22 protein-coding genes are annotated in these 20,781 nt (G+C 65.0%); 10 read left to right on the forward strand and 12 right to left on the reverse strand.

Annotated features, from left to right (window positions below):
* Position 1: 1 nt before the first annotated feature.
* The 4 genes from ACZ0AJ_RS14735 to flgB are packed head-to-tail and all read right to left on the reverse strand — an operon-like array spanning position 2 to position 3,160.
* Positions 2-1,552, reverse strand: coding sequence for a flagellar hook protein FlgE (locus ACZ0AJ_RS14735; protein ID WP_499455240.1), 1,551 nt, complete (start codon positions 1,550-1,552; stop codon positions 2-4).
* Positions 1,553-1,593: 41 nt separating this feature from the next.
* On the reverse strand, positions 1,594-2,310 hold the full coding sequence (locus ACZ0AJ_RS14740; RefSeq protein ID WP_499455241.1) for a flagellar hook assembly protein FlgD: 717 nt from the start codon (positions 2,308-2,310) through the stop codon (positions 1,594-1,596).
* Between the two features lie 20 nt (positions 2,311-2,330).
* Entirely contained in the window at positions 2,331-2,732 is a 402-nt protein-coding gene (flgC, locus tag ACZ0AJ_RS14745; RefSeq protein ID WP_183555738.1) for a flagellar basal body rod protein FlgC, read from the reverse strand.
* A gap of 11 nt (positions 2,733-2,743) precedes the next feature.
* Positions 2,744-3,160 (reverse strand): flagellar basal body rod protein FlgB, encoded by a 417-nt coding sequence (gene flgB, locus ACZ0AJ_RS14750; protein ID WP_499455242.1) that lies wholly within the window; start codon positions 3,158-3,160, stop codon positions 2,744-2,746.
* A 167-nt stretch (positions 3,161-3,327) separates the two neighbouring features.
* Here flgB and flgA point away from each other — a divergent pair, with 167 nt between their 5' ends.
* The 5 genes from flgA (at position 3,328) to ACZ0AJ_RS14775 (ending at position 6,773) form a co-directional block, all read left to right on the forward strand.
* Positions 3,328-4,026 carry a flagellar basal body P-ring formation chaperone FlgA gene (gene flgA, locus ACZ0AJ_RS14755; protein ID WP_499455243.1) on the forward strand — a complete coding sequence of 233 codons (699 nt, stop codon included), beginning with the start codon at positions 3,328-3,330 and terminating at the stop codon, positions 4,024-4,026.
* A gap of 116 nt (positions 4,027-4,142) precedes the next feature.
* Entirely contained in the window at positions 4,143-4,457 is a 315-nt protein-coding gene (flgM, locus tag ACZ0AJ_RS14760) for a flagellar biosynthesis anti-sigma factor FlgM (RefSeq protein ID WP_183555741.1), read from the forward strand.
* 3 nt (positions 4,458-4,460) lie between these two features.
* Positions 4,461-4,931 (forward strand): flagella synthesis protein FlgN, encoded by a 471-nt coding sequence (locus tag ACZ0AJ_RS14765; RefSeq protein WP_332532402.1) that lies wholly within the window; start codon positions 4,461-4,463, stop codon positions 4,929-4,931.
* A gap of 174 nt (positions 4,932-5,105) precedes the next feature.
* Positions 5,106-6,341 (forward strand): GGDEF domain-containing protein, encoded by a 1,236-nt coding sequence (locus ACZ0AJ_RS14770; RefSeq protein WP_499455244.1) that lies wholly within the window; start codon positions 5,106-5,108, stop codon positions 6,339-6,341.
* A gap of 96 nt (positions 6,342-6,437) precedes the next feature.
* The gene (locus tag ACZ0AJ_RS14775) at positions 6,438-6,773 is read left to right on the forward strand and encodes a hypothetical protein (protein WP_499455245.1); all 336 of its coding nucleotides are present in this window, start codon (positions 6,438-6,440) and stop codon (positions 6,771-6,773) included.
* 18 nt (positions 6,774-6,791) lie between these two features.
* On the opposite strand, the gene ACZ0AJ_RS14780 is transcribed toward ACZ0AJ_RS14775, so the two are convergent.
* Both ACZ0AJ_RS14780 and ACZ0AJ_RS14785 read right to left on the reverse strand, forming a co-directional pair.
* On the reverse strand, positions 6,792-7,937 hold the full coding sequence (locus ACZ0AJ_RS14780) for a DUF1501 domain-containing protein (RefSeq protein WP_499455246.1): 1,146 nt from the start codon (positions 7,935-7,937) through the stop codon (positions 6,792-6,794).
* Between the two features lie 3 nt (positions 7,938-7,940).
* Positions 7,941-9,311 (reverse strand): DUF1800 domain-containing protein, encoded by a 1,371-nt coding sequence (locus ACZ0AJ_RS14785; RefSeq protein ID WP_499455247.1) that lies wholly within the window; start codon positions 9,309-9,311, stop codon positions 7,941-7,943.
* A 185-nt stretch (positions 9,312-9,496) separates the two neighbouring features.
* Here ACZ0AJ_RS14785 and ACZ0AJ_RS14790 point away from each other — a divergent pair, with 185 nt between their 5' ends.
* The 4 genes from ACZ0AJ_RS14790 to ACZ0AJ_RS14805 all read left to right on the forward strand — a co-directional run bounded on the left by ACZ0AJ_RS14790 (position 9,497) and on the right by ACZ0AJ_RS14805 (position 14,353).
* The gene (locus ACZ0AJ_RS14790) at positions 9,497-10,858 is read left to right on the forward strand and encodes a chloride channel protein (protein WP_499455248.1); all 1,362 of its coding nucleotides are present in this window, start codon (positions 9,497-9,499) and stop codon (positions 10,856-10,858) included.
* Positions 10,859-11,098: 240 nt separating this feature from the next.
* Positions 11,099-12,331 (forward strand): Na+/H+ antiporter NhaA, encoded by a 1,233-nt coding sequence (nhaA, locus tag ACZ0AJ_RS14795; protein WP_499455249.1) that lies wholly within the window; start codon positions 11,099-11,101, stop codon positions 12,329-12,331.
* Entirely contained in the window at positions 12,328-13,656 is a 1,329-nt protein-coding gene (locus ACZ0AJ_RS14800; RefSeq protein WP_499455456.1) for a TrkH family potassium uptake protein, read from the forward strand. Before nhaA ends, ACZ0AJ_RS14800 begins: the two co-directional genes overlap by 4 nt.
* Positions 13,646-14,353, forward strand: coding sequence for a potassium channel family protein (locus ACZ0AJ_RS14805; protein WP_229424789.1), 708 nt, complete (start codon positions 13,646-13,648; stop codon positions 14,351-14,353). The genes ACZ0AJ_RS14800 and ACZ0AJ_RS14805 overlap by 11 nt, the downstream gene beginning before the upstream one ends.
* 33 nt (positions 14,354-14,386) lie before the next feature.
* On the opposite strand, the gene rfbC is transcribed toward ACZ0AJ_RS14805, so the two are convergent.
* The 6 genes from rfbC to ACZ0AJ_RS14835 all read right to left on the reverse strand — a co-directional run bounded on the left by rfbC (position 14,387) and on the right by ACZ0AJ_RS14835 (position 20,141).
* Positions 14,387-14,932, reverse strand: coding sequence for a dTDP-4-dehydrorhamnose 3,5-epimerase (gene rfbC, locus ACZ0AJ_RS14810; RefSeq protein ID WP_183555750.1), 546 nt, complete (start codon positions 14,930-14,932; stop codon positions 14,387-14,389).
* Complete coding sequence (gene rfbA, locus ACZ0AJ_RS14815; protein ID WP_499455459.1) at positions 14,932-15,813, reverse strand: glucose-1-phosphate thymidylyltransferase RfbA; 882 nt, start codon at positions 15,811-15,813, stop codon at positions 14,932-14,934. Before rfbA ends, rfbC begins: the two co-directional genes overlap by 1 nt.
* An 8-nt stretch (positions 15,814-15,821) precedes the next feature.
* Complete coding sequence (gene rfbD / locus ACZ0AJ_RS14820) at positions 15,822-16,727, reverse strand: dTDP-4-dehydrorhamnose reductase (RefSeq protein WP_499455252.1); 906 nt, start codon at positions 16,725-16,727, stop codon at positions 15,822-15,824.
* Positions 16,724-17,800: a dTDP-glucose 4,6-dehydratase gene (gene rfbB / locus ACZ0AJ_RS14825; RefSeq protein WP_499455253.1), complete on the reverse strand. Its 1,077-nt coding sequence runs from the start codon at positions 17,798-17,800 to the stop codon at positions 16,724-16,726. The genes rfbD and rfbB overlap by 4 nt, the downstream gene beginning before the upstream one ends.
* A gap of 275 nt (positions 17,801-18,075) precedes the next feature.
* Complete coding sequence (locus tag ACZ0AJ_RS14830) at positions 18,076-19,473, reverse strand: heavy metal sensor histidine kinase (RefSeq protein ID WP_499455254.1); 1,398 nt, start codon at positions 19,471-19,473, stop codon at positions 18,076-18,078.
* Complete coding sequence (locus ACZ0AJ_RS14835; RefSeq protein ID WP_258835355.1) at positions 19,470-20,141, reverse strand: heavy metal response regulator transcription factor; 672 nt, start codon at positions 20,139-20,141, stop codon at positions 19,470-19,472. The genes ACZ0AJ_RS14830 and ACZ0AJ_RS14835 overlap by 4 nt, the downstream gene beginning before the upstream one ends.
* A 130-nt stretch (positions 20,142-20,271) precedes the next feature.
* Between ACZ0AJ_RS14835 and ACZ0AJ_RS14840 the strand changes: the two genes are divergently transcribed.
* Entirely contained in the window at positions 20,272-20,772 is a 501-nt protein-coding gene (locus ACZ0AJ_RS14840; protein WP_499455255.1) for a GlcG/HbpS family heme-binding protein, read from the forward strand.
* Positions 20,773-20,781: the final 9 nt, after the last annotated feature.

Genomic DNA, 20,781 nt, shown 5'->3' on the forward strand with positions numbered 1-20,781 from the left:
TTTAACGCAGGTTCACCAGCGTCTGCAACACCGAATCCTGCGTCTTGATCGTTTGCGCATTGGCCTGGTAGACCCGCTGCGCGGTGATCATGTTGACCAGCTCGGCCGTCAGGTCGACGCTCGATGCTTCGGTAGCCGACGCTTGCAGTACGCCCAGGCCACCGGTACCGGCGGTGCCCATCAGCGGGACGCCGGACTGCGACGATTCGGCCCAGGCATTGTTGCCCAGTGGCTGCAGACCGTTCGGGTTGGTGAAGTTGGCCAGCACGACCTGGCCCAGGACCTTGGTCTGGCCATTGCTGTACTGGCCCAGGATGCTGCCGTCGGCGCCGGTGGAGAAACGCTGCAGCGAGCCCGGCTTGTAGCCGTCCTGCGCCAGGAACTTTTCGCTGGTCGTGGTGCCGTACTGGGTGGTACCGGCAAAGTTGATTTCCACTGGCAGGTTCAGTTCGGCACCGGTCGATGGCACGATCGGGATGTCGATGTTGAACTTGCCGGCGGTGCCCGTGCTGGCCAGGTTCAGCGCGCCGTTGGTGTCGAATTTGAGCGTGCCGATGGCTTTCGGTTCCATCTTGAGCGCCTTGGCAATCGCGGCGTCGATCTGCACCGGGGTGGCGCCCGGGATCGCTGCCGCAGCATCGGCGGCGGCGCGCACTTCGGCCAGGTTATCGGCGCTGGCAGGGGCCTGCGTCGCAGGCGGAGTGACGACGCTGGCAGCGGCGACCACGGCATCGGCGGCGGCTTTCCCGTAGGCAGCAGCGGTGGTTGCCAGGTTGGCGGCCACTGGCGGCACGACCTTGCTGGCAGTATCCCAGGCAGTGCGGGCAGTGACGGCTGCCGGGTCGGTCTGGGCCTTGCCGACCGCGGTCAGCGCGCCGATTTCGGTGCCGTCCTTGGCCGCGTACACGTTCCAGGTGCCGTCGCCGGTCGGCGACTTGACGTAGAAGGTCGACAGCGTGTGCGAGTTGCCCAGCGTGTCGTACACGCTCATTGGCACCTGCTTGTTGTAGGTCTCCGGATCGGCCGGATCGAATTCGGTCTTCTTCGGCGGGCTGGCGCGCGAATCGAGCTGGAGCTGGATCTGCATTTCCGACGTGACCTTCGGCGGCTGGTCGGCGGTATCGATCTTGAGCGGCACGGCGGTGCCGGCGGCCAGCAGGCCGTTGGCGCCCAGGCCATAACCGGTCAGCTTGGCGCCCTGGGCGTTGACGATGAAGCCTTCTTTATCGAGCGAGAACTGGCCATTGCGCGAGTATTGCGTCACACCGGCCTGCTCGATGCGGAAGAAACCGGCGCCGTTGATGGCGATGTCGAGCGGATTGCTCGAGGCTTCGACGTTACCCTGCGTGAACTGCTGGGCGATGGCAGCGGTTTTCACGCCGATACCGGCGCTCAAGCCGCCCGCGCCGTTGAGCGCATTGGCGTAGACGTCGGCAAATTGGGTGGTCGAACTCTTGAAGCCGACCGTGCTGGCGTTGGCGATGTTGTTACCGATAACGTCCAGCGATTTGGCAGCAGCGTTCAAGCCGCTCAGGCCTTGTTGGAAAGACATGGTAATGCTCCAGTATAAGGTGAGAGAGTAAGCGGCCTGGCTTACAGAACTTGTTTAATATCGGCGAGGGAAACAGCGCCCTTGCCCGGCAGATTCAGCTTGACGCCGTCCTTGCCATTCGTCGTGACGCTGGCCACGCTGTCGAATGACAGGGTCTTGGCGTCGGTGAGCTGTTCGCCCGCGCGTGTTGCGATCACGCGGAAGGTGTAGTTCCCATCTGGCAGCACGACCGGCTTGCCATTGGCGTCCAGATTGTTCGGGTCGGGGATACCATCCCACGCAACCGGCACGATCCCGGCTTTCTGCTCGCCCAGGTCGATCGCCGCGACATCCTTGCCCGTGGCCTTGTCGACGACCACGACCTGCAGCTTGTCGGCCGGGCTTTCCAGTTCGACACCCAGGATCGCCTGGCTCTTCGACAGCAGGATGCCATTGCCTTCGACCAGCACGCCGTGGCCGATCAGATTCGTCGCCGACAGCGATTCGCTCGACTGGTAGCTGGCTTTCAGCGACTCCAGCGTGGTATTGAGTTTGTTCACGCCGGTGACGGTCTGCAGCTGGGCCAGCTGGCTGGTCATCTGCGCGTTGTCCATCGGATTGAGCGGATCCTGGTTCTTCAACTGGGTCACGAGCAGCGTCATGAACTTGTCGGTGTCGGCCTGGACGCCATCTTCGGCGGTCTTCGCCTTGGCATTCATGGTCGCCTGCAGGCTGGAAATATCGGACGTTGCGGTCGAGCTGGTAATTGGGCTGGTCATGGTATCGATCTACGGGGCGCTTACTGGCCGATGGTCAGGGTCTTGAGCAGCATGGTCTTGGCTGCATTCATGGTTTCGACGTTGGTCTGGTACGAGCGCGAGGCGGACAGCATATTGACCATCTCGTCGACCACGTTCACGTTCGGCATCGATACATAGCCCTTGTCGTCGGCCATCGGATGCTTGGGGTCGTACACCTGCTTGAGCGGCGACGGGTCTTCGACCACTTCGCGCACGCGCACGCCGGTCGCGCCCGAGGCGGTGGGTACCGACTCGAACACGACCGACTTGGCGCGGTAGGCTTCGCCCGACGGCGACGTGGCGCTGTCGGCATTGGCCAGATTGCTGGCCACCGTGTTCAGGCGCTGCGCCTGGGCGCTCATGGCCGAACCGGATACATTAAAGATATTAAACAGCGACATGGCGAGTTTCCTTATTGGCCCTGGATCGCGCTCAGGAGGCCCTTGATCTGGCTGTTGATCATATTGATCCCGGCCTCGTAGCGCAGCGCGTTGTCGGCGAACTGGTTGCGTTCGACGTCCATGTCGACCGTGTTGCCGTCGACGCTGCCCTGCACCACGCCGCGGTACAGCACTGGCGTGCCATTGGCCAGCGTGTCGCCGGTGGCAGCGCCGTGCGCCATATGGTTGGTATTGGTGGTGTTCATCGCACCGCCCGGCTTGCCGCCTCCCATCGCGCCCTGCAATGCTGCCGCGAAATCGATGTCGCGCGCCTTGTAGTTCGGGGTATCGGCATTGGCGATATTGGACGCCAGCAGTTCCTGGCGCTGCGAGCGCAGGGACAATGCCGTTTCATTAAAACGCATGTAGTCGTCGAGTTTGCCGATCATGCCGCCTCCGGGCTGTTCTTTGTTGGGACAGAAGCGATCATACGGTTCGGTTCGCAACACCAATCGACGGAGAAGAGTGGACATTCCCCCCGCTATTCAAAGTTTCACTACGGAATCATTCGACCTAAGATAGCAGCATTCCCGGATTTCAGCTCGAACACAAAACCATGACATCACAACTTGTCGCTTTTTCGCTGCTGGCACTTGTATACAGTGGTGCGCAGGCCCAGCAGGGGGCAAACAGCCGCCAGCAACCCGAGGCCGTGCGCGCCGTCGTGGAACAGTTTCTGGCGACCCAGAGCGCCGGCTTGCCGGGCCAGGTGAGCGTAAAGGTCGGCGCGATCGATCAGCGCCTGAGCCTGCCCGCCTGCCCCGCGCCTGAAGCATTCCAGCAACCGGGCGCCCGCCCCTGGGGCAAGACGACGGTGGGCGTGCGCTGCACGGCGCCGGCGTGGACGCTGTATGTCCAGGCCCAGGTCAGTGTCGTGGCCGAGTATGTCGCCGCCGGCGTGCCGCTGGCCCAGGGCCAGCCGCTGTTGGCGGGTCAACTGGTGATGGTGAAAGGCGATATCGCCGCGATGCCCAACGGGATCATCACCGACATGGCGCAGGCGCTGGGCCGTGCGCCCACCGTGTCGCTGCCGGCCGGCACCGCGCTGCGGGTGGACGCGCTGCGCAGCCAGGCCGTCATCAAGCAGGGCCAGGCGGTGCGCTTGGTATCGCGCGGCTCGAACTTTTCGGTGAGCAGCGAAGCCAAGGCGATCAACAACGCCAGCGATGGCCAGATCGTCCAGGTACGCACGACGGCCGGCCGGATCATCAGCGGCACCGCGCGCGATGGCGGGACCGTGGAAATTGTTTTATAGCAATTGCGATCTTCTCTTCGCCAAATCGGTGCTGATTGCTAAAGTTTGTAAAGGCGTGGCCGTTACAATAAGCAGATCCCGGAGCTTGTGCTCCGCGCACCGAGAAGGATGAAGCCGTGAAAATCAACGATACACTCAAGAGCAACCCAGGCCTTCAACCCGCCACCACGCAGACGAACAATGCGCGTGGCGCCGACAAGGCAGCAACGACCGCGCCCCTGACCGGTGCGCAAACCGACAGCGTGCGCCTGTCCCCGCAAGGCCAGGCCATGGCAAGCAGCGTCGGTGGCGGCGCCGCCGTATTCGACGCCAAGAAAGTAGAACGTATCAAGATGGCCATCGCCGATGGCCAGTTCCAAGTCAACTCCGAGAAAGTGGCTGACGGCTTGCTAGACACCGTACGCGACTTGCTCCATTCGAGACAACGCTAAACCATGACCACCAGCCCGTTCCAGACCCTCGCCGCCGAACACCATCACCTCACCGCCCTCCTGGCGTTGATGAAGCAAGAGCAGCAATCCCTGGTGTCGCTCGATGCCGACACCCTGGCCGAGCTGACCACGCGCAAGAATGCGATGCTGGCCGACCTGGCCTCGTTGTCGCAACAGCGCCACGCGGCACTGGCCGCGGCGGGCTGCGATGCATCGGAAGCGGGCATGGAACCCTGGCTGGCAGTCAATGACGACGGCGACGTACGGCAACAATGGGAGCGCATGCTCGACGCTGCGCGCGAAGCAAAAGAACTCAACCGCGTCAATGGCATGCTGATCAACAAGCAGCTGGCGCACAACCAGGGCGTGCTCAACGCCCTGCGCACCCCCACCAACGCACCGACCGGCACCATCTACGGCGCCAGTGGCCAGACCATGGGCGTGGGCGTCTCGAAACGCTACGTCATCGGCTGACCGGCCGTCGCGGGCAAGGCCGCCTCAGCGGCTTGCAACGTTAAGATTAAGTAATTGAACAACGGCGCCAAATAAGCGCCCGGCCTGGATACAACGACGGCATAATACCGGCTCAGTTCGGTTTGTCCCCTCTTGTCCACCACTGCGCATCCCAGTGCGCCAGGCCCGTTCGCCATGCTCGCCACTCAGCAGATCTTCCTGATCGCGTCCCTGCTTTGCTTTCTTGTCTATCTTGCGTTGGTGTCGGCCGGCTCGCAATCCCTGCGCGGCATGCGCGCCATGCGCTGGGCCGCGCTGCTGGGACTGCTTGGTAACCTGCTGTATGCCTTTGGCCGTGAACTGCCGACCCTGCTGGGCTACGAAATAGCAAACATGGCGTATTCCGGCGCCGGCGCAGCCCTTGCTGCCGGTTATCGCCAGCTGTCCGGCCGCCAGGCCCATGTCAGAACGCTGGCGTTGCTGGTCGCTGCGGTCGGCATCCTGACCGTGGTGTTTCATGACTGGTTCGACTCGTTCATGCTGCGCAGCGCCGTCGTTTCGCTGTTCCAGGCGGGCATCTGCATCGACATCGCGCACAGCGTGCTTGCCGGGCGTGGCGAGCAGCAGCGCCGCTCGCATGGCCAGGTGCACCTGCAAGGCCCCGGACAGCAGCATGTGCAGCGCTTCGTGCTGCTCATGTGCGTGCTGGTGGCCGGCGGCCACGCGGTGCGCATGCTCTGGCTGCTGGTCGCGGCCAATCCACCGACGTCGCTGCTGCAGCCAAGCACGGCCAGCCTGGCGATCCTGACCGTGGCCGCGCTGGCATTGCCGGCACTGACCCTCGGCGGCCTGCTCACTCTGCACCGCCACATCGTGCACCAGGCCGAATACATCGCCAATCACGACCACCTGACCGGTGCCTGGTCGCGCAAGGCGTTTTTCGAGATCGCCGAACGCGAGACGACGCGCGCCAGACACCGGCGCCAGCCACTGGCCCTGATGCTGATCGACCTCGACCACTTCAAGGCCATCAACGACAGCGCCGGCCACGAGGCGGGCGACATCGCCTTGCAGCTGGTGGCCACCAGCGCGCGCGAGACGCTGCGCGCCGTCGACTGCATCGCCCGCCTGGGCGGGGATGAATTCGCCGTGCTGCTGCCGGGCGCCGACCTGGCGCGCGCCAGCGCAGTGGGTAACGCGCTGGCCGCCGCACTGCGCGAGGTCGTCAGCACGATGCCGGCCGCGCAACGCCGGCTGACGCTGAGCATCGGCGCAACCGTCACGCTGGACGGGGAACCGTTCAAGACCACGCTGGCACGCGCCGACTCCGCGCTGTACGCCGCCAAGTCAGCCGGCCGCGATCAGGTGATTGCACTGGCCCCGCCGCTGCACGTCGTGCGCTCGTCACACAAGGTCAGCGCCAGCCGCTGAGCGACCAGTCCTACGCCGGAACGCTCCCTGCTCCTATTGGGAAGTGTGCGCCATGCACCCAACTGCATTGCATACCAACGCATCCAGGAGAGCAACATGAACAACGACAATACCAACGACCCGAAAGATGCCGGCGTGCGCGACGGCGGCCTACGCGGCGGCGGCCCTGACTCGTATGCAGGCTTCGTGGCGAATGACGCCGACGGCGATTCGAGCATCGGCCATCCTGCCAAGGGCACCAGCCAGTCAGGCATCAACAGCAATTTCGCGAAAGCTTCGCCGGAAAGCAATGTCGGCCCGGCAGGCGCACCGCAGGCCAGCCACGGGCAGGCAACCGGTGATGTACCGGGTGGCTCGCGGCCCAAGGCGCCGGGCGAGCCGGACGGCGAGGCGGCCGATGGTGGCGCGGATACGCCGACGCGCCAGGACTGATTGCCGTTTATACAGTCATCAGCCGCGCAACAGGCGCGCCGATGACGTTCCCGGCGTCGAACCGGGAAACAATACGCGCGCCGTGCGTTCCGGATCCAGCTGAAACGCTTCGGCGCACGCGTGCGCTACCAGCGCATCCAGGCCGAGTGTCGGCCTGAGATCGCGACTGTCGAGCAAATCCCCGGGCGCCAGCCCGGGCCAGTCGGCAACGATCCGGCCTCCCTTGACCGCACCACCGATCAGCATAGCAGCCGATGCCGTGCCATGGTCGGTCCCGCCCGTGCCATTTGCCGCGACGGTGCGCCCGAACTCGGTGGCAACGAGAATCGTCGTCTGACGCCATGCATCGCCAAGGCCCTGCTGCAGCCCGCTGATCAAGTCATCGAGGTTGTTCAGCTGTGTGGCCATGCGCCCTTTTTGCGCACTGTGCGTATCCCAGCCGTTGGTTTCGATCATCGCAATCCGGGGCCCGTCCGCGCGCGCCAGAAAGCCGGCAGCGACCTTGCCCAGCTCAACCGGAGACTGTTGGCCCTTGCCGCCGGCAGTCGCACCAGCCATGCCCTGCGCCTTGAGCGCCGTCGACCAGAGTCCGTTCAGCTGGGCATCGCCTTCATACAGCTTCTGCACGCGCAGCAGCAGATCGTCATTGGCGTGCGGCAGGCCGGATGGCGCGTACGACGCGACATCGATCGCGCCGCGCAGCGCCAGCGGCAGGGTGGGCGCGAACGCGATCGCCTGGTTACTGCGCCGTGGCAGCATGCCGGCCAGCCGGTTCATCCAGCCGTCCTTGATGTCGAACGGCGCCTTGCCGCCCGTCTCCAGAACATTTTGCGCGTCGAAGTGCGAGCGATCGCGATACGGTGACGCCACCGCATGGAACAAGCTGGCCTGCCCTGCCTTGTACAGATCGGCGATGCCGGTCAGCGACGGGTGCAGCGCAAAGGTGCCGTCCAGCTTCAATGCTTCGGTGGGATCGATGGCGAGCGCACCGCGCAACCTGGCATACGCGGGATCGGCGTAAGGGATCAGCGTGTGCAGGCCATCGGCAGCGCCGCGCTGGATGATGAACACGAAGCGGCGCTCGGTCTCGGCGCCTGCAAATGCGATGCGGGGCGCGGCAAGCAATGCGGCGGCGCTGGAAATAAAGCCTCGTCGGTTGAGCATGTTTTACCTTCTCAGGAATTCAGGCGATGCCAATAGCAAGGCCAGTGCATTGGCCGGGCTTTCTGCCTGTGCAATCGCGGTGGCGGTCGCGCCGCTCAAGGTACCCGGCAGCACGCGCGGCGCCAGCGCGCGCGCATCGATCTTGCTGCCAAATTCCGTGGCCAGGCGCTGCGCGATTTCCACCCGGCGCAGCAGCGCATCGGGGGCCGCCCAGGTGGCAGTGACGTCGCCATAACCGGCCGGCGAGCCAGGCCGCCAGACGGGCTGGCCGAGCCGGCCCGTCAGAAACTGGATGCGCGCCGCCGGCACGCTCTGCACACCCATGGCGCGCAGGCCAGACAGCATCCAGTCCCAAGGCGACTTGAACTTGGCGGCCACTGGCGGCACATCACTGGCGGCGCTCACCAGTTCGCGGTACAGCGCCGGCAAGTCGCCGCCGGTCTGCAGAAACCGGTCCGCCAGCCGCTTGACCAAGGCCGGCGGTGGATCGTCGGTGATGAAGTGGCGCGCCAGCTTGGTGGCGATGTGGCTGGCGGTGGCCGGCGCCCTGGCCAGATCGCGCAGGATGGCTGTTGCCTGCTCCTGCCCATTGTCGGCATAGCTGCGGCCAAGCACCGTCCGCACGCCGGGCTCGTGCTGGTTTGCCTGGAACCGGAAGGTTTGCGCGGCGTCCTCAAGCGACTGCTGGCCGGGCAGCGTCCAGCCGGTGAGTGCACGTGCGAATTCCAGCACGTCGGCCTGGGTATAGCCGCTGCGCACGCCCAGTGTGTGCAGTTCGAGAATTTCGCGCGCCAGGTTTTCGTTCAGGCCACGGGTCGGGCGATCCGGCGCTTTTGCGCTGGCCCGGCGCGCGGCAACGCTGTCCGGCCCGGTCGACACGGACTGGTCGAGATACAGCAGCATGGCGGGATGGCGCGCCGTGGCGAGCAACAAATCCTCGAACCGCCCCAGGACATTCGGCCGGATGGCATCGGCTTCGAAGCTGGCAGCAAAGCCCAGCACCGGTACTTTGTCGACCGAGATCGCAAAATGGTTGGCCCAGAAGTGGGTCAAGCGCTCGACGAACGGCGTGCTGCTCTGCAGAGCGCTGTTGGTGCGCGCCTCCACGCCGGCCAGATAGGCTGCCCTGCCCGCGCGCTGGTAGTCTGCACGAACGCTCGCACGCTGCGCCTCGGGTGCGTTGCGGATGGCGGCTTGTTGCTCGGTCCACTGCGCCACGCGCATCGGGGTGCGCTCGATGGCGCGCCATGGCGGCGGCAACGGCTCGTAATCGTCGAGCTGCGCCAGCAACCAGCGCCGTGGATCGGCAACGGGCTTGTCGTCCGGTCGCGCACCGAGGCCCAGGCGGTTGCGCGCAATGGAATCGTTGATCATGGCCCGAGTATAGAACCGTAACTGCCCTGGCAGGCCATACCGGCTTGTATGGGATGTAACTGTCCGTAACCGCCTGACCGGCAGTGCGTGCAGAATTTCTTTTATATTTGTGTCATTACAACAGTGTGGGCGCAAATACATTCGCACAAATCTATATAATACGGCCTCGTCCCCTCGAGCCCACCATGTCCCACGACCCCTCCCCGCACGACGTACGCTCCGCCTTCAAACGCGAACTCATTTCTGCCAATCTCTGGCGCACCCGCATCGTCGTCGTCGGCACGGCCTCCATCGCCGGCCTTGTGGTCGTGGCGTTTACCTGGCTGGCCGAATCGGCATTCGCCCAGTTCAACAAGATCGCTGACTTCGCCTGGTGGGTGCCCCTGATCTGGACCCCGCTTCTGTGCGCCGCCATCGTCTGGGTCACGCGACGCTTCGTGCGCGGCGCGGGTGGCTCCGGCATTCCGCAAGTGATGGCGGCACTTGACCCGGCTATTTCCGGCGGCCGGCGGCCCCTGCTCGTGTCCCTGAAAATCAGCTTCGCCAAGATCGGCCTGACCTCGGCTGGCTTGCTGGGCGGCCTGTCGCTCGGGCGTGAAGGCCCGTCGGTCCAGATCGCTGCCGGCGTGATGCTCGCGGCGCGCCGCTGGCTGCCGCGCGGCAGCGGCATCAGCGCCCATTCGCTGCTGGTGGCGGGCGGCGCGGCGGGGATTGCGGCCGCGTTCAACACGCCGCTGGCGGGGATCATGTTCGCGATCGAAGAATTGTCGCGCGCGCCCGAACAGCGCAACAGCGGCCTGATCGTCGCGGCGATCGTGCTGGCCGGCCTGATCGCCGTGTCTGTTCACGGCAATGGCCCGCACTTCGGCGTCATCCATCCGGGGCCGATCGGGTTGTCGTTGCTGTGGCCGGGTTTGCTGGCCGCTGTCGTCTGCGGCTTTGCCGGTGGCCTGTTCGCGCGCGTGCTGATCGCCAGCCTGCGGGGTGTCTCGCCCGACCTGCCCACGCGCTGGCGCGCCCGTTATCCGGTGCGCTTCGCACTGGGCTGCGGCTTCCTGATCGCGGTCATCGGCGTGCTCAGCGGTGGCGCAACCTACGGCAGCGGCAACGAAGCCACACGCAGCCTGCTGGAAAACGAAGCCAACGTGCCCGCGGCGTTTGCGCTCTTCAAGTTTGTTGCAACCTGGCTGACTGCCTGGTCGGGGGTGCCGGCCGGTATCTTCGCGCCGTCGCTGTCCATTGGCGCGGCCATGGGTCAGAACATTGCCTCGATTACCGGCTACCCGTACAGCGCCGCACTGATTGCGCTGGGCATGGTGGGCTTTCTGGCGGCCGCCACGCAGGCGCCGCTGACGGCCTTCATCATCGTCATGGAAATGGTCGATGGCCACAGCATGGTGCTCAGCCTGATGGCCTGCGCGGTCGTTGCCAGTACGGTCTCGCGCGTGCTCACGCCGCCGCTGTACAGCGCACTGGCGACGATCCAGTTGCCGCCGCGCCCCGTTCACCCGGCGAGTCCGGGCGAACCGCCAGAGCGTGCGCCGTGACGCGCAGCCCGCGCCATGGCGTGGGCGGCTTGTCGATTGATTACGTTATAATCCGACCAGGGTGTTCATGCCGCCAGGCATGACAGGATTTGCGCTGGTCGGGCCGCCACGCGGGCTACTACGCGACCACCATGCACCTGCACCTTACGCCGCACTCCACTCGCACGCCAGCTGCTGCTGCGCCGCCTCATTCCACACGGGGGTTGCCAGATGACGCCCAAGCACTTTTGGAGAACCACCATGCGCATTGAAAAGCGTCTATCGAACACGTTCAAGGCATTCGCCGCGTCCGGCAAGGCGGGCGGCACGGTCCTGATCCTGTGCACCATCCTGTCGCTGATGGTTGCCAACTCACCGTGGGGTGCGCCGTACCTGGCGTTCTGGCAGATCGACCTGGCTGGCCTGAGCGTCGAGCTGTGGATCAACGATGCGCTGATGGCCATCTTCTTCCTGTTGATCGGCCTGGAGCTGCAGCGTGAACTGAATAACGGCGAGCTGTCCGACCTGCGCAATGCGCTGCTGCCGATCATTGCCGCAGCGGGCGGCGTGGCGGTGCCTGCGCTGATCCACTTTTCGCTCAATGGCGGCACCCACACCCAGCCGGGCATGGGCATTCCAATGGCCACCGACATCGCGTTCGCGCTGGGCGTGCTGGCCTTGCTGGGCAGCCGGGTGCCGGCGTCGCTCAAGATTTTCCTGACCGCGCTGGCTGTCATGGATGACCTGGCCGCCATCATCGTCATCGCCGTGTTCTATACCGCAGAGCTCAAGGTCGGCTATCTGGTCGGCGCGCTGGGCATGTTCGTCGCCTTGTTCCTGATGAACCGCCGCCTGAAGGTGCTGGCGCTTTGGCCTTACCTGCTGGGCGGCGCGGTGATGTGGTTCCTGATGCTGATGTCGGGCGTGCACGCGACGATTGCCGGCGTGCTGCTGGCCTTCACCATTCCGTACTCGCACACGCAGGACGATCCCGCTTCGCCAGCGCACCGGATGGAGCACGTGCTGCACACGCCGGTCGCTTTCCTGATCCTGCCGATTTTCGCGCTGGCCAATACCGGCATCGTGATCGGCGCCGGCTGGGCGGGCGAACTGATGTCGTCGAACAGCCTGGGCATTATTGCCGGCCTGGTCGCCGGCAAGCCGGTCGGCATCTTCCTGTTCACCTTTGCCGCCGTGATGCTCGGCGTATGCCGCCTGCCGCTCGACCTGGCATGGCGCCACGTGATCGGCGCGGGCCTCTTGGGCGGGATCGGCTTCACGATGTCGATCTTCATCACCAACCTGGCGTTTGTCGGTGAGGCCGAGATCATCAACGCGTCGAAGATGGCGATCCTGACGGCGTCGCTGGCGGCGGGCATCCTGGGCTTCGTCTGGCTCAAGCTGTTCGGCGCGCCGGCCGAAGGCGATCTTGACCCGGACACCATGGATTTCGACGACGGCACCACGGACACCGGGCCAGCCCGGGCGGCATGACCACCATCCTGCATCCGGCCAGGGTCGTCGTCCTGCTGTTTGCAGGCGCGATCCTGGCCGGCACGTTGCTGCTGATGCTGCCGCTGGCCAGCGCCAGCGGCCATGGCGCGCCGTTGATGGTGGCGTTCTTCACGGCGGTATCGGCCGTGTGCGTCAGCGGCATGGCCGTGGTCGATACGGGCACCTACTGGTCGGGCTTCGGCCAGGCGTCGATCATGGTGTTGTTCCAGCTGGGCGGCTTCGGCATGATGACGGCCGCCACGCTGCTCGGCCTGATGGTCAACCGCTCGTCGCGCCTGCGCACGCGCCTGATTGCGCAGACCGAGACGCGCTCGTTGGGCATGGGCGACATCGCCAGCGTGGCCCGGGTCGTGCTGACCGTGTCGGTGCTGCTGCAGCTCGTGATTGCTGTCATCCTGTTCGTGCGGCTGCGCGCGGGGCACGATCTGGCGTGGGGCGACGCAGCGTGGAGCGCCCTCTTCCACGCCGTCTCGGCATTCAACAATGCCGGCTTTTCGCTGCACGCCGACAGCCTTACCCGCTATGCGAGCGACGCGCTGGTGCTGCTGCCGATCATGGTGGCCATCGTGGTCGGCGGCATTGGTTTTCCGGTGCTGCACGACCTGCGCCACCGCTTGCGCGATCCGCGCCACTGGTCGCTGCACACCAAGCTCACCCTCACCGGCACGCTGATGTTGCTCGTGGGCGGCTTCGCCACGGTGCTGCTGTTCGAGTGGAACAACGCCGCCACGCTGGGCGCGCTGTCGACACCCGACAAGCTGCTCAACAGCATGTTCATCTCGGTAGCGTCGCGCACCGCGGGTTTTAATACCGTCGACTACAGCGCGCTGACGCCCGAGACCTGGGCGCTGCACTATCTGCTGATGTTCATCGGCGGCGGCAGCGCGGGCACAGCGGGCGGCGTCAAGGTGGCCACCGTCATGATCCTGGTCCTGCTCGTCGTGGCCGAAGCGCGCGGCCAGTCCGATACCGAGGCCTTCGGCCGCCGGGTCGGAATGGCGGCACAGCGCCAGGCCGTGACCGTGCTCGTGCTGGGCAGCGTGATCGTGGCGCTGGGCACGCTGGCGCTGCTGCGGATCTCGCATTTCCCGACCGATCAGATTATCTTTGAAGTCATCGCGGCCTTTGGCAGCGCCGGCCTGTCCACAGGCATCACGGCCCAGCTGCCGGCATCCGGCCAGGTGGTGCTGGCATTACTCATGTTCATCGGCAGGGTCGGCACGATCACCCTCGCGACCTCGCTCGTTCTGGGCAAGCGGCGCATGCCCTATCGTTATCCGGAGGACCATCCAATTGTTGGGTAGAATTTTCACAGAACAGTTCGCCTTTTCGGCGGGCGACAGCGTCGTCGTGATCGGCCTGGGCCGCTTTGGCGGTGCGGTTGCGCAATCGCTGATGCGCCTGGGGCACGACGTCATGGGCATCGACCGCAAGGAAGAGCTGGTGCAGCTCTGGAGCGAGCGGCTCACGCATGCCGTGCAGGCCGACTCCACCAACGAGAACGTGATGCTCCAGCTGGGCGTGGCCGACTTTTCACACGCCATCGTCGCCATCGGCTCGGATCTCGCCGCCAGCCTGATGACGCTGATGGTACTGTCCGAACTGGGCATCAAGGATATCTGGGTCAAGGCGATGACGCCCGAACACGGCCAGATCGCGCAGCGCATCGGCGCCCATCATGTGGTCTACCCCGAGGCCGACATGGGCGCGCGCGTGGCCCACCTGATCACCGGGCGGCTGATGGACTTCATCGAGTTCGAGGACGGGTTTGCGATCGCGAAGATCAATGCGCCGGCCGAGACGCACAACCTCACGCTGGCCGAGTCGCATGTGCGCGCGCGCTTTGGCGTCACGGTGGTGGGCGTGAAACGGCTCAACGAAGACTTCCAGCATGCACTGGGAGAAACCCGCATCCTGCCGGGCGACCTGTTGATCGTGTCAGGCCCGACCAAGAAGATCGAGCTGTTCGCCGGTGGCGAGAAGAAAGGCAGGAAGCGATAGAGCCGTGCCAGGGCCCCGGGTCTATGCGACCGCTTACTCGAACACTTCCGCGGTGGCGAACATGGTGCCCTTCTCGTCCTTGGCCGACACCGACGGCGTCGCGCTGATCGGCCAGGTAATCGCCAGGCTCGGATCGTTCCAGACGATGCAGCGCTCGTGCTCGGGCGCGTAGTAGTCGGTGGTCTTGTAGACGAACTCGGCCGTTTCGGACAGCACGACAAAGCCGTGCGCGAAACCTTCCGGCACCCACAGCTGGGCCTTGTTCTCGGCCGACAGGATTTCACCAACCCACTGGCCGAACGTCGGCGATGCGCGGCGCAGGTCGACCGCGACGTCATAGACGCTGCCGGCCACCACGCGCACCAGCTTGCCTTGCGGCTGCTTGATCTGGTAGTGCAGGCCGCGCAGCACGTTGCTGGTGGATTTCGAGTGGTTGTCCTGCACGAACGACACCTTGCGGCCGACCGCTTCTTCAAAGCGGGCCTGGTGGAAGCTCTCGTAGAAAAAGCCGCGGTCGTCGCCGAACACGCGTGGTTCGATCTTCAGGACGTCTGGAATTGCCAAGCGAGTAATCTGCATCAAAATACCTTTTCATTCAAAACGCGCACCAGATACTGGCCGTAGCCGTTCTTGCGCAGGGGTGCTGCCAGTTCTTCGAGCTGGGCAGCGTTGATCCAGCCCTTGCGATAGGCGATTTCTTCGGGACAAGCCACTTTGAGGCCCTGGCGCTGTTCGATCGTTGCGATGAACTGGCCGGCGTCGAGGAGCGACTCGTGAGTGCCGGTGTCGAGCCAGGCATAGCCGCGGCCCATGATCTCGACATCGAGCTTGCCGATGTCCATGTACATGCGGTTCAGGTCGGTGATCTCGAGCTCGCCGCGTGGCGACGGCTTGAGCGTGCGCGCCATTTTGGCGACGTTCTCGTCATAGAAATACAGGCCCGTCACCGCATAGTTCGAACGCGGCTTGGCCGGCTTTTCTTCCAGGCTGATCGCCTTGCCGTCATCGTTGAATTCCACCACGCCGTAGCGCTCCGGGTCCTGCACGTGGTAGGCAAAGACGCTGGCGCAGTCGGTGCGGGCATCGGCACGCTCGAGCAGCTGGTTGAAATCGTGGCCGTAGAACAGGTTATCGCCCAGCACCAGTGCCGACGGCGAATTGCCAATGAAGTCTTCACCGATGATGAAGGCTTGCGCCAGGCCATCGGGCGACTCCTGCACTGCGTACGACAGGTTCAGGCCCCAGCGCGCGCCGTCGCCCAGCAGTTGCTGGAAGCGCGGCGTGTCTTGCGGCGTCGAGATGATCAGGATGTCGCGGATGCCGCCGAGCATCAGGGTGCTCAACGGGTAGTAGATCATCGGCTTGTCGAAGACGGGCAGCAGCTGCTTGGAAATTGCCAGCGTGGCCGGGTGCAGACGGGTGCCGCTGCCACCGGCGAGGATGATGCCTTTACGTTGCATAGCATTGCTCATAGGTTTCCTTGTGCCGACAGTTCGGCGATCAATCGGTTGACGTGGTGGCGCCAGTCGGGCAGGCTCACGCCAAAACTGGCGCTGAACTTGCTGCAGTCGAGCCGCGAATTGGCAGGCCGCGCGGCCGGGGTCGGGAACGCGCTGGCCGCAATCGGCTGCACCGCATCCGGCCCGGCCTTGAGCACGGCGCCATGGCTTTGCGCCTGCGCCAGCACGTGCTGGGCATAGGCGTGCCAGGTGGTGGCGCCGGCAGCGGCCAGGTGGTACACGCCCGACAACCCCTGCGCATCCACGCCAGGAGCGGCAATGCGGTGCAGCGCCAGCGCGGTGACGTCGGCCAGCAGTTCGGCGCCGGTCGGCGCGCCATGCTGGTCGGCGACCACGTTGAGCGACTCGCGCTCTTTGGCCAGGCGCAGCATCGTCTTGGCGAAGTTGCCGCCGCGCGGTGCGAACACCCAGCTGGTGCGCAGGATCAGGTGGCGCGCGCCGCTGGCGGCAATCCGCTGCTCGCCGTCGTATTTGGTGCGGCCATACACCGACAGCGGATTGACGGCGTCGGTTTCGACCCAGGCGCCCTCTTTCGTGCCATCGAACACGTAGTCGGTAGAGTAATGCACGAGCCAGGCGTTGCCGGCGGCGGCTTCCTCGGCCAGCACGCCCGGCGAGACGGCATTGACGTTGTGCGCCATGGCGGCGTCGGCTTCTGCCTTGTCGACCGCGGTGTAGGCGGCAGCATTGACGATGACGTCGGGCGCAAACGCGCGCACGACGGCGCGCAGCGATTCGGGATCGGTGAAATCGGCGTCGGCGCGGCCCAGCGCGCGCAGTTCGCCCAGCGGCGCGAGCGCGCGTTGCAGTTCCCAGCCGACCTGGCCATCTTTACCCAGTAGCAGGATCTTCATGCGGCAGCGTTTTCTGCCGTGTACTGGCGGTCGACCCATTCCATATAGGCGCCGCTGGTGACGTTCTCGACCCAGGCGCCATTGGCGAGGTACCACTCGACGGTCTTGCGGATGCCCGTATCGAACGTTTCGGCCGGGCGCCAGCCCAGTTCGCGCTCGAGTTTGCCGGCATCGATCGCGTAGCGGCGGTCGTGGCCCGGACGGTCTTTCACGAACGTCATCTGCGTTGCGTACGACGCGCCATCGGCGCGCGGCTGCAGTTCGTCGAGGATCGCGCACAGCGTGCGCACGACGTCGATATTGGCTTTCTCGTTCCAGCCGCCGACGTTGTATGTTTCGGCCAGGCGGCCGTCTTCGAGCACACGGCGAATCGCGCTGCAATGGTCGGTGACGTAGAGCCAGTCGCGGATCTGCTGGCCATCGCCATAGATTGGCAGCGGTTTACCGGCCAGCGCGTTGTGGATCACGAGCGGGATCAGCTTTTCCGGGAAGTGATACGGGCCGTAGTTGTTCGAGCAGTTGGTGGTCAGGACCGGCAGGCCGTAGGTGTGGTGGTAAGCGCGCACCAGGTGATCGGACGCTGCCTTGGTGGCCGAGTACGGGCTGTTCGGTTCGTAGCGGTGCTGCTCGGTGAAGGCCGGCGCATCGCTACCCAGCGTGCCATACACTTCATCGGTCGACACGTGCAGGAAGCGGAAGTCGGCCTTGGCTTGCTCATCCAGACCGTACCAGTAAGCGCGCACGGCTTCGAGCAGGTTGAAGGTGCCGACGATATTGGTCTGGATGAAGGCGCCCGGGCCTTCGATCGAACGGTCGACGTGGCTTTCGGCCGCGAAGTTCAGCACGGCCCGCACCTTGTGCTCGGCCAGCAGACGCGCCACCAGGGCGCCATCGCCGATGTCGCCGCGCACGAAGTGGTGGCGGCTGTCGCCTTCCAGGCTCGTCAGGTTTTGAAGATTGCCGGCGTACGTCAGCTTGTCGAGGTTGACGACGGGTTCGTCATTGTGAGCGAGCCAGTCGATGACGAAGTTCGAGCCAATAAAGCCCGCTCCGCCAGTCACGAGGATAGTCATGCCTGCAGTTCCTGGTAAAGGTATCGGTGGCTGCGCGGCGCCCTGGGCGCTGCGCGAACCTGAGAATTGTCGTGGACGTACGGCGCTGGCCGCCCATGCACTGTTGCTTCTATTTTATGATGACTAGATAGCAAAAACGTGACATGTTGGCACATTCTCCCGGCACTGTAGGTATTTTGTCAATGCCGGATAGCCTCGTACGTTTCGTTGAGGTAATACTAACATTTGGCTGGAAAGTGTGCCGCGCGAATAGGCGACCGGCTGGGTGGAACCAGCTATATCCCGTCAGATTGCGGGAACAGCAGGGTGAAGCAATTGCCCGTGTCGTCGCTTTCAACCCGGGCTTCACCGCCGTGCAGATGCATGATCGAAGCGACAATGGCCAGTCCCAGGCCGCCCGAATCACCGCCCTGGCTGCGTGCCGGGTCACAACGATAGAATCGTTCGAACACGTGCGCAAGATGGACGGCTGGGATGGGTGCACCGGTATTGTGCACGGCAATGCTGACCGTTTCGCCATCGGCGCCCGTGTGGATCGTGACCGTACCTTCGGCAGCGCCGTAGCGCAGCGCGTTGGCCAGCAGGTTAGCCAGGGCACGCCGCACCAGCGCGCGGTCAGCAACCAGTTCGCCGGCCGCGCGCACCACCACGGCAATCCCGCGTTCTTCGGCCACGCCTTCGAAATAGTCCACCAGCTGGGCGCACAGCTCTGCCAGATCGATTGTTTCAAGCGTGACGCCGCTGGCCGGCTGCTCCGAACGCGCAAGGAACAGCATGCTGTCGATCATGCGCGCCAGGCGCTCGTATTCTTCCAGATTTGACGCCAGCAGCTGTTCATAGTCGTCGGCACTGCGGCGCTTGCGCAGCGCGTGTTCCGTGTGGCCCATCAGGTTATGCAGAGGCGTGCGCATCTCGTGGGCAAGGTCTTCGGAAAAGCGCGACAGCTGGACAAAGCCGTCGGCCAGGCGTGTCAGCATCTGGTCGAGCGCTGCGCCCAGTTGCTGCAGCTCCTGCGTTTCTTTCAGCGGCACCGGTGTCAGCTTCACCGCCACGTTCTGCTGCAGGCGCCGCACGTCGACGGCGGCGGCCTGCTGCGCCATCAGCCGCACAGGCCGCAGCGCGCGCTGGCTGATCAGCCAGCCCAGTACAAACGACAGCAGCGCCCCGCCGGCCAGCGCCGCCCCCAGGGTCATGCGGTAGCTGGCCAGCATGCGCTCGCGCTCGGCCAGCATCTTGGCAGCGACCACAGTGAAACGGCGGTTGCCCTGCCAGACATCGACCCAGGCCAGCCGCGCCGCCTGGCCGGTGGCGACATCGGTGAGGCGGATCGATGGCGCAGGCGGCAGGGACGGCAGCGCCAGGCCACCCGGATTGACAGCGATCAGCAGCTGCCCCGTGGCGTCGAGCATCCACAAGGCGTTGTCGCGGTTGCCCAGCATGTTGGCGTACAGCTGCGGGCGCCGGCGCAACGCCTCGATACTGTCGCTGTCGGCAACCAGCGCGCGCATGCGATCGATCCGGCCTGCCAGCGCGATGTCGTCGCGCCACGCCAGCTCGCTTGCCAGGGACCGGTACAGGAACACGCCGATGGCCCCCAGCAGCAGCGCGCTTGCCAGGGCAAACCACAGCGCCAGGCGCATGCTCAGCGAACGGGGCGCGAACGCAAGTCTCATGGCGTCTCGCCCAGCATGTAACCCATGCCACGGACTGTATGAATCAGTTTCAGGGGATAGGGATCGTCGATTTTCACGCGCAGGCGGCGGATGGCCACATCGACGACGTTGGTGTCGCTGTCGAAATTCATCTGCCACACGTGCGAGGCGATGACCGCACGCGAGAGCACCTCGTCGACCCGGCTGACCAGCAGGTGCAGCAGCGCGAATTCCTTGCCCGTCAGGGTAATGCGGTCGCCCTGACGCGTGACCCGGCGGCGCAGCACATCGACCTGCAGGTCAGCGACGCGAAATTCCTGCATGTCGCGCGGCGGGCCGCGCCGCAGCAAGGTACGCACGCGCGCCAGCAGTTCGGCAAACGAAAATGGCTTGACCAGATAGTCGTCGGCGCCCAGTTCGAGCCCGCGCACGCGGTCTTCGATGGCGTCGCGCGCCGTCAGGAACATCACCGGCGTGGCCGACCTGGCGCGCACCAGTTGCAGCAGCGCCCAGCCGTCAAGGCCCGGCAGCATCACGTCGAGGATCACCAGATCGAAGTCGAACTCCTCGATCATGTAACGGCCGTCAAAGCCATTGCTTGCCACCTCGACGATATAGCCAGACTCGCGCAAGCTCTTTTGCAGGTAGTCGGCCGCCTTGCGTTCATCTTCCACGATCAGTATGCGCATTGCCTGCTCCTTGTGCCGCAATCTTACTGCCCGCCGCGCGCCAGATGACAAAACTGTCATCTGGCCGTCATCTGGTTGTCGCCGGGCGCTGCGTACCATGCGGCCATTCGAACACCACCGGGATGATTCCATGTACCACCCACTGCCTGCAGGTTTGCTGATCGCGTTGTCGCTGGCCTGCCCCCAGGTCAGCATCGCCGCCCCGCTGACCGTACCCCACCGCACTATCTCACTCGATGGCGCCAGTCGCCTGCTCGACGCGGCGATGACCGCCTGCCATGCCGACGGCAGAGTGCTGGCCGCCGCCGTGGTCGACCGCGGCGGCAACCTGGTTGCTCTGCGCCGCGACGATGGCGTCGGACCCCACAACACCATCGCTGCCCAGCGCAAGGCCTACACGGCGCTGTCCACCAGAACGGCGACCCGCCTGCTGGCCGCCAATGCCCGCGCCAGCGCCGAAGGGGCCAACCTGAACACCGTCGACACGCTGCTGCTGCTTGGTGGCGGCGTGCCACTGATGGCTGACGGCGAGCTCATTGGCGCCATCGGCATTGCCGGCGCTGGCGGACCGGCCACAGACGAAGCCTGCGCGCAGGCCGCCATCGACAACGTGCTGCGCAAGACACCCTGATCGCTGGCG

It is taken from the genome of Telluria sp. AC161 (assembly GCF_979258535.1).

Coding starts and splice junctions, on each gene's coding strand:
- ACZ0AJ_RS14800 (WP_499455456.1), top strand. CDS start 12,328: ATGACCACCATCCTGCATCCGGCCAGGGTCGTCGTCCTGCTGTTTGCA.
- ACZ0AJ_RS14770 (WP_499455244.1), top strand. CDS start 5,106: ATGCTCGCCACTCAGCAGATCTTCCTGATCGCGTCCCTGCTTTGCTTT.
- ACZ0AJ_RS14740 (WP_499455241.1), bottom strand. CDS start 2,310: ATGACCAGCCCAATTACCAGCTCGACCGCAACGTCCGATATTTCCAGC.
- ACZ0AJ_RS14790 (WP_499455248.1), top strand. CDS start 9,497: ATGTCCCACGACCCCTCCCCGCACGACGTACGCTCCGCCTTCAAACGC.
- ACZ0AJ_RS14780 (WP_499455246.1), bottom strand. CDS start 7,937: ATGCTCAACCGACGAGGCTTTATTTCCAGCGCCGCCGCATTGCTTGCC.
- rfbC (WP_183555750.1), bottom strand. CDS start 14,932: ATGCAGATTACTCGCTTGGCAATTCCAGACGTCCTGAAGATCGAACCA.
- ACZ0AJ_RS14785 (WP_499455247.1), bottom strand. CDS start 9,311: ATGATCAACGATTCCATTGCGCGCAACCGCCTGGGCCTCGGTGCGCGA.
- rfbB (WP_499455253.1), bottom strand. CDS start 17,800: ATGACTATCCTCGTGACTGGCGGAGCGGGCTTTATTGGCTCGAACTTC.
- flgA (WP_499455243.1), top strand. CDS start 3,328: ATGACATCACAACTTGTCGCTTTTTCGCTGCTGGCACTTGTATACAGT.
- rfbD (WP_499455252.1), bottom strand. CDS start 16,727: ATGAAGATCCTGCTACTGGGTAAAGATGGCCAGGTCGGCTGGGAACTG.
- ACZ0AJ_RS14735 (WP_499455240.1), bottom strand. CDS start 1,552: ATGTCTTTCCAACAAGGCCTGAGCGGCTTGAACGCTGCTGCCAAATCG.
- rfbA (WP_499455459.1), bottom strand. CDS start 15,813: ATGCAACGTAAAGGCATCATCCTCGCCGGTGGCAGCGGCACCCGTCTG.
- ACZ0AJ_RS14835 (WP_258835355.1), bottom strand. CDS start 20,141: ATGCGCATACTGATCGTGGAAGATGAACGCAAGGCGGCCGACTACCTG.
- flgC (WP_183555738.1), bottom strand. CDS start 2,732: ATGTCGCTGTTTAATATCTTTAATGTATCCGGTTCGGCCATGAGCGCC.
- nhaA (WP_499455249.1), top strand. CDS start 11,099: ATGCGCATTGAAAAGCGTCTATCGAACACGTTCAAGGCATTCGCCGCG.
- ACZ0AJ_RS14765 (WP_332532402.1), top strand. CDS start 4,461: ATGACCACCAGCCCGTTCCAGACCCTCGCCGCCGAACACCATCACCTC.
- flgB (WP_499455242.1), bottom strand. CDS start 3,160: ATGATCGGCAAACTCGACGACTACATGCGTTTTAATGAAACGGCATTG.
- ACZ0AJ_RS14840 (WP_499455255.1), top strand. CDS start 20,272: ATGTACCACCCACTGCCTGCAGGTTTGCTGATCGCGTTGTCGCTGGCC.
- ACZ0AJ_RS14830 (WP_499455254.1), bottom strand. CDS start 19,473: ATGAGACTTGCGTTCGCGCCCCGTTCGCTGAGCATGCGCCTGGCGCTG.
- ACZ0AJ_RS14775 (WP_499455245.1), top strand. CDS start 6,438: ATGAACAACGACAATACCAACGACCCGAAAGATGCCGGCGTGCGCGAC.